Origin of the sequence: Corynebacterium sp. KPL2895, from assembly GCF_040225815.1 — a bacterium.
GTDB classification, from domain to species: Bacteria; Actinomycetota; Actinomycetes; order Mycobacteriales; family Mycobacteriaceae; genus Corynebacterium; species Corynebacterium rhinophilum.
In genome coordinates this window covers 12411-25406 of sequence record NZ_JBEHFY010000017.1, presented here as the reverse complement: position 1 = coordinate 25406, position 12996 = coordinate 12411, and the positions used below count along the sequence as shown (strand labels likewise).

General features: G+C 63.3%; 15 protein-coding genes. 8 read left to right on the top strand and 7 right to left on the bottom strand.

Annotated elements, in window-relative coordinates; all coding sequences use genetic code 11:
* Positions 1 to 329: 329 nt before the first annotated feature.
* Positions 330 to 1370: an HNH endonuclease signature motif containing protein gene (locus tag ABRP95_RS08440; RefSeq protein WP_349839218.1), complete on the bottom strand. Its 1041-nt coding sequence runs from the start codon at positions 1368 to 1370 to the stop codon at positions 330 to 332.
* Positions 1371 to 1485: 115 nt separating this feature from the next.
* A complete protein-coding gene (locus ABRP95_RS08435) occupies positions 1486 to 2325 on the bottom strand; it encodes an NAD(P)-dependent oxidoreductase (RefSeq protein ID WP_284771014.1) in 840 nt (279 codons plus the stop codon).
* 135 nt (positions 2326 to 2460) lie between these two features.
* On the opposite strand from ABRP95_RS08435, the gene hemL reads away from it, so the two are divergent.
* The 7 genes from hemL (at position 2461) to ABRP95_RS08400 (ending at position 8895) form a co-directional block, all read left to right on the top strand.
* Positions 2461 to 3771: a glutamate-1-semialdehyde 2,1-aminomutase gene (gene hemL / locus ABRP95_RS08430; protein WP_284771015.1), complete on the top strand. Its 1311-nt coding sequence runs from the start codon at positions 2461 to 2463 to the stop codon at positions 3769 to 3771.
* Between the two features lie 50 nt (positions 3772 to 3821).
* Positions 3822 to 4430: a histidine phosphatase family protein gene (locus ABRP95_RS08425; protein WP_284771016.1), complete on the top strand. Its 609-nt coding sequence runs from the start codon at positions 3822 to 3824 to the stop codon at positions 4428 to 4430.
* Complete coding sequence (locus tag ABRP95_RS08420) at positions 4430 to 5047, top strand: TlpA disulfide reductase family protein (protein ID WP_284783272.1); 618 nt, start codon at positions 4430 to 4432, stop codon at positions 5045 to 5047. Before ABRP95_RS08425 ends, ABRP95_RS08420 begins: the two co-directional genes overlap by 1 nt.
* Entirely contained in the window at positions 5048 to 5851 is an 804-nt protein-coding gene (locus ABRP95_RS08415; protein ID WP_284771018.1) for a cytochrome c biogenesis CcdA family protein, read from the top strand.
* A 7-nt stretch (positions 5852 to 5858) separates the two neighbouring features.
* A complete protein-coding gene (locus ABRP95_RS08410) occupies positions 5859 to 7490 on the top strand; it encodes a cytochrome c biogenesis protein ResB (protein WP_284771019.1) in 1632 nt (543 codons plus the stop codon).
* An 82-nt stretch (positions 7491 to 7572) separates the two neighbouring features.
* A complete protein-coding gene (ccsB, locus tag ABRP95_RS08405) occupies positions 7573 to 8637 on the top strand; it encodes a c-type cytochrome biogenesis protein CcsB (RefSeq protein WP_284771020.1) in 1065 nt (354 codons plus the stop codon).
* On the top strand, positions 8638 to 8895 hold the full coding sequence (locus ABRP95_RS08400; RefSeq protein WP_023016668.1) for a helix-turn-helix domain-containing protein: 258 nt from the start codon (positions 8638 to 8640) through the stop codon (positions 8893 to 8895).
* Here ABRP95_RS08400 and ABRP95_RS08395 read toward each other — a convergent pair.
* Entirely contained in the window at positions 8892 to 9167 is a 276-nt protein-coding gene (locus tag ABRP95_RS08395) for a hypothetical protein (RefSeq protein WP_284771021.1), read from the bottom strand. The two genes, ABRP95_RS08400 and ABRP95_RS08395, sit on opposite strands and share 4 nt — an antisense overlap.
* Positions 9168 to 9205: 38 nt before the next feature.
* On the opposite strand from ABRP95_RS08395, the gene ABRP95_RS08390 reads away from it, so the two are divergent.
* Positions 9206 to 9529, top strand: a complete 324-nt coding sequence (locus ABRP95_RS08390; RefSeq protein WP_284771022.1) for a DUF4229 domain-containing protein — start codon at positions 9206 to 9208, stop codon at positions 9527 to 9529.
* Between the two features lie 22 nt (positions 9530 to 9551).
* Here ABRP95_RS08390 and ABRP95_RS08385 read toward each other — a convergent pair whose 3' ends face one another.
* The 4 genes from ABRP95_RS08385 to ABRP95_RS08370 all read right to left on the bottom strand — a co-directional run bounded on the left by ABRP95_RS08385 (position 9552) and on the right by ABRP95_RS08370 (position 12841).
* Positions 9552 to 10457 carry a 1,4-dihydroxy-2-naphthoate polyprenyltransferase gene (locus tag ABRP95_RS08385; RefSeq protein ID WP_284771023.1) on the bottom strand — a complete coding sequence of 302 codons (906 nt, stop codon included), beginning with the start codon at positions 10455 to 10457 and terminating at the stop codon, positions 9552 to 9554.
* Positions 10458 to 10513: 56 nt separating this feature from the next.
* Positions 10514 to 11650 (bottom strand): o-succinylbenzoate--CoA ligase, encoded by a 1137-nt coding sequence (gene menE / locus ABRP95_RS08380; RefSeq protein WP_284785382.1) that lies wholly within the window; start codon positions 11648 to 11650, stop codon positions 10514 to 10516.
* A gap of 66 nt (positions 11651 to 11716) precedes the next feature.
* Positions 11717 to 11857, bottom strand: a complete 141-nt coding sequence (locus ABRP95_RS08375; RefSeq protein WP_023028231.1) for a hypothetical protein — start codon at positions 11855 to 11857, stop codon at positions 11717 to 11719.
* A gap of 15 nt (positions 11858 to 11872) precedes the next feature.
* Entirely contained in the window at positions 11873 to 12841 is a 969-nt protein-coding gene (locus ABRP95_RS08370; protein ID WP_034653771.1) for a 1,4-dihydroxy-2-naphthoyl-CoA synthase, read from the bottom strand.
* Between the last annotated feature and the right edge of the window lie 155 nt (positions 12842 to 12996).

Here is a 12996-nt window from a genome sequence, read left to right as displayed (position 1 = left end):
TGGCACCACTTGCAGTCCGTGGTGGTTGAAACTAACCCCGGCTGTAGTTGACTCCACTGGGAGCCAGCGCCGGTTGCAGCTAGCGAAGTTGGTGGTTGGTGCTGGCGGTAGTTAAGCATCACCGGCGATGGCGCGGCTGAACCGTGATACGGTTCGGAATAAGCAGCGAGGCGGATTTGGGCATGCCTAAACAGGCAGCAGGGTTACTGCTGCCTGACCAGGCGCTTGTGGCCAATGCACGCGCGTGCGGGAACCTGATATGCGCGCAGATAATTGGCATGTGCGAGGGCCTGACCCCTCGGCCGGGAATGCCGGTTGGGGCCTGGGCGCTAGGATTCGGCGCTGGGGCCGGGCACGGCATCGGGCACGGTGTCGGCCCATGGTGGTTGCCACACCACCCGCCCGCGTCTGCGGGCGAGGTGACCGCGGCGCGGTGGGGCATTCGGGTCATCGTCGTTGACGCCGTTGTGGTACGGGCAGCAGGCCGCAAGGTTGGCCATATTGGTATCGCCGCCGTGCTGCCAGGCTTCTAGGTGGTGGATTTGGCACTTATCCGCGGGATAATTGCACCGCGGCCACGGGCAGACAGGATTTTCGGCGGCGGCCATGAGCCGCTGCTTCTCGTTGGCCATGCGCTCGGTGCGGTAGAGGTTCACCGCCCCCTCGAAGGGATGCACGAGGGTGATAAGGCCACGCTCGGAAAGCGTGCGCGCGACCAATTCGGCGCCGGTAAGCCGCGCACCATTGGTGAGTTGGATGGTGATTTCTTCGCCGTCACCGTCGATGATGCGGTCGAGCTCGTCGAGCGTGATGATCGCATTGGTCGTCACCGTCGGCCGCGGGGTGGCGGCGCCGGAGAAAAGCCCCGCGACGGAATCTAAAGGCGCATCCTCGTCCAGGTTGGACTCTAAGTCCGCGATGAGGGAGGATGGCCCGGTAATCGCGAGCGTCCACGGCGCGTCCTTGCGGCGGCGAATGCGCACGCCGGGGCGCGGTGGGGTGGGTGGATTGATTTCACGCAGCTTCTTGCGCGCGAGCTTTTCCATCTCATCGGTATCCGCAGCGGTGCGGCAGAGCTCCACCCGCAGCTGCCACGCCTGGCGCTTGGTCTTGGCGCGCGTGGCGTAGCGCTCGATAACCTCCAGCGTTGGCAGCGCGTGGGCGCGTTCGCGGGCGGCGGCCACGGCGCGGCGTTGTTGCCGGGAAAAGGAGGTGGGGGAGAAGAAGGCATCGGCAAGCGTGAGCAGCGTGCGCGCCGTCCGATTCGGCGCACCGGCCGCGCGCAGCTCGCGGGCGGACATGCCTGTGCACCCGGCGACGATGTCGATGCCGGGCGCCAGGGCCGCGAGGTATGCCTGAAGTGCTGTCATGCCACGCAGCCTAAGGTGATAGCGCAACTAAAGCGCGGCGCGCGAGCGCAGCCTGTGGATAACTCGCCCGAAAAGCGCTAAAAGGCCGCGGTTCGTTGACGCGACATGTGAATAACTAGCCCTTATTGCGGAAAACGAAGATGGACGAGAAGTCCTGATTCCCGTGGCCCATGTCCTGCATCTCGGCGAAGCGCTCGATGGCAGCGGATACGGCGGGCAGGGGCTTATCGGAGGTGCTCTCCATGAGCTTGGCGTCCTTGGCCAGGGCGTCGACGGTGAAATCGCCGGGGTCGGTATTGCGTTCGCCGGTGATGAATGGGCCTTTCATATTCGACATGAACGACAGGCCGGTGATGTCGAGCATCTGCAGGATGACCTCGGAATCGAGCCCCTCGGATTCGCCGAGCTGCAGGGCTTCGAGCAGGCCTTCGGCGGTCACGGCTAGGGCAAGGTTGGCCAGCAGCTTGCCGATGGCCGCCGTCGCCGCCGTTTCCACCCCAATCAGCTTCTCTTCGCCGGCCCAGGCCTCGGCAAGGCCGAGGGCGACCTCGCGGCGGTCATCGTCGGGCGTGCCGACATAAACGCCCAGGTTGCCCTCGCGCGCCGGCCCCAGCGAGCCCACGACGGGGGAGTGGACGTAGGAGCCGACGGCGGCGGCGAACTCGCGGGCATCGTCAGGCGAGACGGTGGTGGTGTCGATCCAGGTAATGCCCTCGGGGATAAGCTGCGGCTCGATGATCACCTCGCGGATCTGGTCGGGGCCGAAGAGGGAGGTGATGATGACCTCGGCGCCCTCGATGGCCGCGGCAGGGGTATCGGCGCGCGCCGCGCCCTCGTCCACGAGCGGTTGCGCGCGCTCAGCGGTGCGGTTCCACACCGTCACCTCGTGCTCGGATAGTAGGTGGCGGGCAAGCTCGGTGCCCATGCGTCCGGTTCCTAAAAATGCAATCTTCATACCTCCCCAGTGTGCCATCTCAGTGGGAATGCTGTTTCTATGACGTGTCACGGAACCGCGGGGAAGCTTAGTGGGTTGCTGTGAATTACGCCGACATGCACAGTCAAACTTTTGTATGTCGCGCGAGTCGCTAGAATGACAGACATGCCTAATACTTCCCAGTCGCAACAGTGGTTCGAGCGTTCCTCCAAAGTGATCCCGGGCGGGGTGAACTCGCCGGTGCGCGCTTTCGGCTCCGTGGGCGGCCAGGCCCGCGTGATTGAGCGGGGCGAGGGATCACGCCTGTGGGATGTCGATGGCAATGAGTACGTCGACCTCGTGAGCTCGTATGGCCCGATGATCCACGGCAATGCGCACCCGGAAATCGTGGAGGTCGTGCAGCGGGCTGCCACCGGCGGGCTGAGCTTTGGCACGCCGACGGAGGGGGAGGCGCTGCTGGCGGAGGAAATCGTCAAGCGCACTGCGGCCGATAAGGTGCGCATGGTTAACTCCGGCACGGAGGCGACCATGTCGGCGGTGCGTTTGGCCCGCGGCTATACGGGCCGCGCGAAGGTGCTGAAGTTTGAGGGGTGCTACCACGGGCACGTGGATGCGCTGTTGGCATCGGCGGGCTCGGGCGTGGCGACGTTCGGCCTGCCGGATTCGCCGGGTGTTACGGGGGCGACGGCGAAGGATACCATCGTCGTTCCTTATAACGATCTGGATGCGGTGCGCGAGGCTTTTGCGGAGAACGAGGGCCAGATTGCCTGCATCATTGCGGAGGCCTCTGCCGGCAATATGGGCACCGTGGCCCCGAATGAGGGCTTCAACGCGGCGCTGAAGGAGATCGCGCATGCCGATGGCGCCCTGCTCATCCTCGACGAGGTCATGACCGGCTTCCGCACTTCGTATAAGGGTTGGTACGGCGTCGATGGCGTGGCGGCGGACTTAGTGACCTTTGGCAAGGTGGTCTCTGGTGGCTTGCCGGCTGCGGCCTTTGGTGGTCGCGCCGAGGTCATGGACTACCTGGCACCGGATGGTCCGGTTTACCAGGCGGGCACCTTGTCCGGTAACCCGGTGGCGATGGCTTCGGGATTGAAGTCGCTGCAGCTTGCCGATGAATCCCTTTACCCCCGCCTGCAAGAAAAGGCCGACCAGCTCGGCGCGATGATTTCTTCCGCGCTGGAGGCTGAGGGCGTGGCGCACCACATTCAGCGCGCGGCATCCATGTTCTCCATTCGCTTCGCAGAGGGCGAAGGCCGCAACTTCGCGGATATGCAGTCCGCGGAGAACTTCCGCTTTGCCCCGTTCTTCCACGCGCTGCTTGAAAACGGCATCTACGTGGCACCGAGCGCGTTCGAGACTTGGTTCGTCTCTGATGCTCTTGGCGATGCCGACTTTGAGCGCATCGATGCCGCCCTCAAGCCCGCCGCGAAGGCCGCGGCCGCAGCGCGTCCCGCACAATAAGGCCTGCGCAACTAGGCCTGCACAATTAGGCCTGCTCAACAAGGAGAGACATGACACGCACCATCGTTCACCTCGTGCGCCATGGCGAGGTACACAACCCAGGAAAGATCCTGTACGGGCGCATTCCGGGCTATCACCTATCCTCGCGCGGGCATTCCATGGCCGCGCGGACGGCGGAAAGCTTCCGCGATCATGATGTGACCTATTTGGCGGCCTCGCCGCTGCAGCGCGCGCAGGAAACGGCGCGGCCGATTGCGCAGGTGACGGGGTTAAATGTGGACGTCGATAAGACGCTCATTGAGTCCGGCAACCAATTCGAGGGCTTGCGCACCAAGGGCCTGCGATCGGCGCTGTGGAACCCGCGGCACTGGCCCAAGCTGACTAACCCGCTGGAGCCGTCGTGGGGTGAGGCGTATGAGGGCATCGCCGAGCGCATGCTCGGTGCGGTCGACCGCGCGCATACCGCGGCAGAAGGCCACGAGGCCGTGCTGGTGAGCCACCAGCTGCCCATCGTGATGGTGCAGCGCACGGTGCTGGGCCAGCGCCTGCCGCATGCGCCGTGGAATCGCGAGTGCGCGCTGGCCTCGGTAACCTCGCTGCTCTTTGAGGATAACCAGGTCACCGATATCTTCTACTCCGCGCCGGCGCAGGAGATTTAATGGCACGCACACGCACCCGTGCGGCAACGCGCGTTGTGGCAGCCGCGCTTTCTGCAACCGCCTTGACCCTTTCTGCCTGCACACAGGACGCCGAAAACGCCCAAAACGCGGTGGCCACCGGCGGCGAGTTCGAGTTCATCTCCCCGGGCGGGGAGCGGGAAATCCACTACGAGGAAGCCGATAGGAAACCGCTGCGCAGCTTCAGCGGCGCCGATGTCCGCGATACGGATAAGACCATTTCCTTGGATGACTACGAGGGCGAAGTCGTGGTCTTGAATTCCTGGGGTCAGTGGTGCGCGCCGTGCCGCGCTGAGGCCGATGATCTGCAGGCGGTGCACGCCGAGCTGCAAAAACGCGACTTGGGCACGGTCTTAGGCATCAACGTGCGCGACTATAACCCGCAGGTATCCAATGACTTCTTGGACGATAACGGCCTGGACTACCCCTCCATCTATGACCCGCCGTTTAAGACGGCCGCCGCGCTCGGCGGCGTACCTACGTCCGTGGTGCCGACCACGATCGTCTTGGATAAACAACACCGCCCGGCTACCGTTTTCTTGCGGTCCATCACCACCGATGACGTGATGGATGTTGTGGATGAATTAGAAAAGGAATAAATGGAATACGCAGCAAATATCGGCGGCCAGTTTGCCGAAGCTGCCACCTCCGGCCCGTTGATCCTCGGCATCCTCGCCGCGGCTCTGGCGGGTCTCGTCAGCTTTGCCAGCCCCTGCGTCATCCCGCTGGTGCCCGGCTATATCTCTTACCTCGCTAGCGTGGTTGGCGGTGAGGTGAGCTATGACGAGAAGCTGGGGGTGGGCGTCGGCAAGCGCAGGCAATGGGCCGTCGTGCTGGCGGCAGCGCTGTTCATCTTGGGCTTTACCGTGGTCTTTGTACTGGCGACGGTCTCGGTCTTTGGCGCGATTTCCGCGCTCACGCTCAACGCCGATACGCTGATGCGCGTGGGCGGTGGCGTCACCATCTTGATGGGCGTGGTCTTCCTGGGGGCTATTCCAGCGCTGCAGAAAGACACCCGCCTGGCGCCAAAGCGCTGGACTACGTGGCTGGGCGCGCCGCTTTTGGGCGGTGTTTTCGCGCTGGGGTGGACGCCGTGCCTGGGCCCCACGCTGGCAGCGATTGTGTCCATTTCCGCCGGCACCGAAGGCATGACCGCCGCCCGCGGCGCCCTGCTCATCGTGGGGTATTGCCTGGGCCTTGGACTGCCGTTCCTGCTGGTGGCGCTGGGGTCCGCGCGGGCGATGCGCACCATTTCGTGGGCCCGCAAGCATTCGCGCACCATTCAGATCATTGGCGGCGTGGCGATGATCCTCGTGGGCCTTGCTCTGGTTACCGGCCTGTGGGGCGAGTTTATTTCCTATATCCAGAAATGGACCGTGGACTACGGCGCAACCCTCATTTAGGAGAAACGTGAAATATATCCGCAAAGCCTGGCGCTGGCTTACCAGCATGCGCACCGCGCTGGCCCTGCTTTTCCTGCTGGCGCTCGCCGCCATCCCCGGCTCCCTCTTGCCGCAGCGCGACCTGAACGAGCAGAACGTGCAGGAGTTCATCGAATCCAATGGCACCGTAGCGGAAATCTACGATAAGCTGCAGCTTTTTGATGTCTTTTCCTCCATCTGGTTCCAAGCCATCTTCCTGCTTTTGGCGGTCTCGCTCATTGGCTGCATCATTCCGCGCTCCATCGATCACTACAAGGCGTGGCGCACGCAGCCCACGCGCGCGCCGAAGTACCTGCACCGCCTGCCGCTGAGCGCCGAGGGGCATTCGGAAAAGAGCGAGGAAGAACTCAGCGCGGAGATCCACAAGCGCCTGAAAAAATGGCGCGTGGCCGAATACAGCCCGGATAAGGATCGCGCCGGGGTGCACGCCTTTTCCGCCGAGCGCGGCTACGGCCGCGAGCTGGCCAACCTCATTTTCCACGTCGCGCTGGTAGCGATCCTGGTCACCGTGGCCGCCGGCCGCCTGGTCAACTACGAGGGCCAGGTCATCGTGGTGACGGAGTCCGGCTCGCAGGGCGGCAATACCTCGCTGGAGCAGTCCACGGAGTTTTGTAATACCTCCACCTCGAACTTTGACTCCTTCCGGGCAGGGCCGCTTTTCGATGGCACTGGGCTCCACCCCTTCTGCATGACCGCGCACGACTTCACCGCGAAGTACCTGCCCAATGGCCAGGCGGAGATGTTTACCTCCAACGTCTCCTACGCGGAGGGTGACGATATTTATAAGGACTCTTCCGAATGGAAGGACTATGAGCTCAAGGTCAACCACCCGCTGCGCTTGGCGCAAAACCGCGTCTACCTGCAGGGCCACGGCTATGCACCGACGGTGACGGTGGAGTGGCCGGATGGTGAAAAGCGCACGCAGACCATCCAATTCCAGCCCACTGACACGACCTTCTTCCTATCTTCGGGCGTGCTGCGCTTTGACCCGCCGGCAGGCATGTACCCGGACCTTTTCGAGCGCCGCCAAAACCAGCTGGCCATCCAGGGGCTTTTCGCCCCGACGGCCGAGTGGAGCGGTGAGAACGGCAAGCTTTTGCAGTCCTCCCACCCGGGCCTGAATGATCCGGCGTTGGCGGTCGATATCTACCGCGGTGATGCCGGCCTCGATACCGGTACGCCGCAGTCGCTCTTCTCGCTGGATTCAAACCTCGTGCACTCGGGGCAGCTGCAGAAGATCGACCGCGTGAACCTGAGCCAAGGCGATGACGTCACGCTTGATGATGGCACCAAGATCACCTTTGACGGTGCCAATGAATTTGCCAATTACCAGGTCTCCTATGACCCATTCCAGAATTGGGTGCTGGCATCCGCGCTGGTCATGTTGGTATCCCTCGTGGCCTCGCTGATGATTAAGCGCCGCCGCGTCTATATTCGCCTGCAGCCGGAGTCTGCCGGCGGCACCACCCTCGAGATGGGTGGTCTCGCCCGCACCGACCGCGCCGGCTGGTCTGAGGAATTCCACGAGCTGCACCGCGCGCTCTTGGAGCTTCCGGATCCAGATGAGGTGGAAGAAGACAAACTCTATACTGATGATTGATCCAACTATAGTTGGATCCCGCTGTGTGCATGAGTAAGGTAATCAGCATTATCCCGCACGTGTGAAGGCTAGGTGGACTCCCTTGCAGATTGATCAGAATCTGTCGAACTTCTCGGATCTCGCGGTGCAGACCGCATTCGTGGTGTACTGCGTCGCGCTATTGATGTCGCTGTTGTACTACGGCCGCATACGCAGCCTCATCGAGGCGCGCCGCGTGGGCCGCTCGGAGGCGTCCAAGGTATTGGTCGGCGCAGGGGCCGAGGCTGGCACCGCTACCGGCTCTGACGCTGCAACCGGCACGGGCGCAACGGATGCCAGCACCGATTACGAAGCTGAGGCAGCCTCCGCGGCAGCAACTATGAGCGAGGAAAAAGTCGCGGAAAAGGAACGCAAGCTGGATAAGCTCGGCGGCATGACCAGCTCGCTGATGTGGGTTGGCATTGCCCTGCATGCCGCTGCCATCGTGCTACGCGGTCTGGCGACGGGCCGTTTCCCATTTGGCAACCTCTACGAGTACGTGTTGATGGTGAGCTTTGGCGTGCTGCTGGTGGGCAATATCGCCATGCAGCGCAAGGAATGGCGCACGGTCTGGCCGTGGATCCTTACCCCGGTACTGGCGCTGATGTTTTACGGCTCCACCAAGCTCTATGCGGAGTCTGCACCGGTGGTGCCGGCCCTGCAATCGCACTGGCTGCCCATCCACGTCACGGTGGTGTCCTTGGGCGCGTCCATCGGCATCATTTCCGGCATCATCTCGCTATTGACCCTGTTGCGCCAGTGGCAGCCAAAGAACGCGGAGCGCGGCATCTTTGGTGCTCTGGCTTATCCGCTGCCATCTGCGGCCAAGATTGACCGTTTGGCGTACCGCTTGGCCGTTATCACCCTGCCCACCTTGGGCCTCGGCATCATCTTGGGCGCCATCTGGGCCGAATCCGCGTGGGGTCGCTTCTGGGGCTGGGACCCGAAGGAAACCATGTCCTTTGCCACCTGGATTCTCTATGCGGCCTACCTGCACGCGCGCGCGACCCCGGCCTTCCGCAAGGCGGCGCCGTGGATCAACGTTTTGGCCATGGCGGCGATGGTATTCAACCTCTTCTTCATCAATATGGTGGTCTCCGGCCTGCACTCCTATGCGGGGCTGAACTAAATGGCCACCAACCATAGCCCGCGCAATAAACAGGGAAAGCCGGCCGGCGATAACGAGCTCATCTTGGGCTTGGGCGCGCAGATTGCGCAGCGGAGGCGTGAGTTGGGCATCGTCCAGCAGCAGCTTGCCGATGCCGCCCAGGTCTCCCGCTCCACCCTCCACACCATCGAGCACGGTGGGGCAGGCGTGCGGTGGGAGAAGGTTACCGCCGTGGCAGAAGCGCTGGGACTTGAGATGCGGTTCGTGCCAAAGGATTAATCCTGGTTGTCGTTCGGGCCCTTTGAACCATTGTTGCCGTCGGCGTCGCGAGTGCGGCGCTGGCGGCGTTTTTCTTCCTCGGCCTCCTGCTTGCGGCGCTGCTTGAAGCGCTCCTTTTCCAGGTTCCACAGGAATTCCTCGTCATCATCGGGGCCCTTGATGGAACGCGGTTGTTCTTCAACCTGGCGGGACTTCCAGGACGATGGCCCAAAGGCCTTCCACACCAGGTAAGCGGCGAGGACAAAAAGCAGTAGGAGGATTAGTCGACCCATGCGGATTATTCTACCTGTACGGCGTACAATCGACCCCCATGACGCACAACCCTGAGCCACCGAAACCAGACCCCGAACTGCGCCGTCGTTCGCGCAAGGCGCTATGGAAATACGGGCTCGCGCGCGTGGTGCTTTTTCTCGCGCTCACCGCGGTCATCGAGCTGCTGGCGGTAGGGATTGGTTTCCCCATTCCCGTACTCGTGGCAGCGCTCCTAGCGCTCTTTGTGGCCCTGCCGCTATCGATGCTGATATTTAAAAACTGGCGCATCGAGGCCACGCAGACGCTGGCGGAGTACTCCGCGCAACGCAAGGCGCACAAGCGCTGGGTACAGGCCGAATTGGAAGGCCGCGCGGAGGCCTAGGCGCGCAAAGCCTAGCCCTGGACTAGATGAGGGCGACGGCGATGGCCTCGATCACTGCCCAGATGAGCATGGCGCGCCCGGTCAGCCCCAGCACGGGGATGAGCTGATGTCCGGTGGCGCCGCGATTGACCGTGCGCACCGCGCGGAGTGCAAACGGGAAGTAGACCAGGCCAGCCAGCGCGAGCCAGCTGCCGAAGGCAACCGCGATGGTAAGTACGAAGGGCAAGAGCAGTAGGCCCGTAAAAAGCAGGCGGGCGTTCTTATTGCCCAGCCGTACCGCGAGGGTGATCTTGCCGGCCTCGGCATCGGAGGGAATATCGCGGATATTATTGACCAGGTTCACCCCGGAGCTCATGGCGCCGATGCCGATGGCCAGGGCTAGGCCCGTCCAGGAAATGCGGCCGGCTTGGGTAAATTCGGTGCCGAGCACGGCGACGAGTCCGAAGAAGACAAAGACGGCGACCTCGCCCAAACCGCGGTAGCCGTAGGGGTTCTTACCGCCGGTATAAAACCACGCACCGGCGATGCACAGCGCGCCGATGAGGATGAGCCACCAGGCACCAGCGGCCAGGGATAGGATGATTCCGGCCAGGCCGGCGACGGCGAAGCAGCCAAAGGCGGCGTATTTCACGTGGCGCGGCTGCGCAAGCCCGCTGCCGGTCAGCCGCTGCGGGCCGGTGCGGTCATCATCGGTACCGCGGATGCCATCGGAATAGTCGTTGGCATAGTTCACGCCGATAATAAGCGCCCACGCCACGATGAACGCGAACACCGCGCGGCCGATATGCCCGCCGCTAATACCGAAGGCCGCGCCCGTACCTGCGATAACGGGTGCGAAGGCGTTGGCCCACGTATGTGGGCGAGCACCATTGATCCAATCCTTGGCGGTCGCGGAATAATTACCGGCTGATGAAGTCATAGCCACCATTGTGCCACTGCGTAGTGGGCGTAAAGCAATCAGGAAGCTGGGGCCTGCGGTGGGGGCTAGGCGTTAAAGACTGCGGCGACGGCCTGGCGGTCTACCTTGCCGGGGCCGGTGGTGGGAAATTCCGCAAGGTGCTTTAAATCTTTAGGCAGCTGCCAACGGGGAAGTTCGGCGTCTTCGAGGGCCTCGAAGATATCGCCAAGCTCGGCATTACCGGTATAGGCGGCCACGATGGCTTGGCCCAGCCGCGGGTGCGGGATACCGACGACGCACGCCTCGGCAACACCGGGCACCCGGAGGATTTCGCGTTCCAAGACCTCTGGGTGCAGCTTCAACCCGCCGGAGTCGATGACATTATCGAGGCGCCCGGTGACGGTGAGGATGCCATCTTCGATGACGCCGGCATCGGAAGTGGCGAACCACCCGTTTCCGGGAAACGCCTCGTGGCTTGGGGCATTGCGGTAGCCCTGCGCGATGGTGGGCCCGCCGAGTAAGATGCGGCCGTCCTGGACGCGGGCCGTCGTACCGGGCAGTGGGCGGCCATCGTAGACGCAGCCGCCGGCGGTCTCGGAGGAACCGTAGGTGGTGGTGATAGTGATGCCCTGATCCGCGGCCGCGGCGTGCAGGCGCGGGTGGATGGCGGCACCGCCCACCAAGATGGCATCGAAACTCTGGAGCGCATCGATGCCCTCCGGCACATCCATGGCTTTGGCCAGCTGCAGCGGGGTGAGCGCGGTGTAGGTGCGGTCGCCGGTGCGGGAGAGCTCCGCGGCGGCGCGGGCGAAGGCTGAGATATCAAAGCCTTCGCTGAGATCGAGGCAGAGCGGATCCACCCCGGCCACCAGGGAACGGACGAGGACCTGGATGCCGGCGATGTGGTGGGCGGGCATCGCCAAGAGCCATTGCCCAGGGCCACCGAGGACCTGGTGGGTGGCATCGGCGCTGGCCACCAGGTTGGCTGGCGTTAATTGCGCGCCCTTTGGGGTGCCGGTGGACCCTGAAGTGGAGACCACGAGCGCGATGTCCTCTGCGATGGGCTCGCCGGCGCGCTGGGAATTGCGCAGGAGGGTGGCGCGGGTGGCATCGGCAAGCGGCAGCGGCAAAAAGCAGGACCTGCCGACAATGGCGGATTCGAGGTCCGGCAGGATGGCCGCGGGGTCATGCGGATCGACGGGCAAGGGGGCGAGGATAGTCACGGCACTAGATCTTAAGGCCACGGCGGGACAAACCCCGGTTGCGGCCGGGGTGAGTCGATACAGGGATCAGCGGTAGGTGTCCTCCTGATCAAAGGGACGTTCGTTATTGGCCTCGGCCTCCTTAATGCGGCGCAGCATCCACACGCGCGAGCCGAGCACGCCCGCGACGGCGAGGACCGCGAGCAGGATACAAAATGCGATGAGCACGGTGCGGGGCACTCCTTAGTAGTAATAGGGGAACTCGTCCCAGTTGGGCTCGCGCTTGTCCAGGAAGGACTGCTTGCCCTCGACGGCCTCATCGGTCATATAGGCCAGGCGGGTGGCCTCGCCGGCGAAGACCTGCTGGCCCATCAGGCCATCATCGGTGAGGTTGAACGCGAATTTCAGCATGCGCTGGGCGGTGGGGGACTTCATATTGATTTCCTGGCCCATGCGGATGGCGGCATCCTCGAGCTCGCCGTGGTCTGCCACCTCATTGACCGCGCCCATCTCATACATGCGCTGGGCATCGTAAGTGCGGCCCAAAAAGAAGATCTCGCGGGCGAATTTCTGGCCCACCATCTTGGCTAGGTAGGCCGAGCCATAGCCCGCATCGAAGGATCCAACGTCCGCGTCCGTCTGCTTAAAGCGCGCCTCCTGGCGGGAGGCCACGGTCATATCGCAGACCACGTGCAGCGAGTGCCCACCGCCGGCGGCCCACCCATTGACCACGGCGATAACCACCTTGGGCATGGTGCGGATGAGGCGCTGGACCTCCAGGATGTGCAGGCGGCCGCCTTCAACCTTGGCGCGGGCCTCATCGACGCTGGATTCATCCGCCGTGGCATCATCGTGGGCGTGCTCAGTGGCGTAGCGATACCCCGAGCGGCCGCGAATGCGCTGGTCGCCGCCGGAACAAAAAGCCCAGCCACCATCTTTTTGCGAGGGCCCATTGCCGGTAAGCAAGATCGTGCCCACATCCGGGGTGCGGCGGGCGTGATCCAAAGTGCGATACAGCTCATCCACGGTGTGCGGCCGGAAGGCATTGCGCACCTCCGGCCTGTCGATGGCGATGCGCACGATGCCATTCTTCCGACCGTCTGCCGCCAGACGGTGGTAGGTGACGTCTGTGAGATCCCCAAAGCCCTCAACCGGGCGCCACAATTCCTCACGGAATGGATTTTCGGTGCTGTATTTCTTTTGCTCGCTCATAGCGCCCAGCATAGTGGGCGCGAAAAAGTTTAGTCCCCATTCCCAACCCTCACCTCTACGCACTGCCCAGCATGCTGGTAATAATCGATACTCAATAACTGCGAGGGGTTACCCCGCAATGTACCCGTGTACCCTGTGCTGGCGCGGTCATCAAT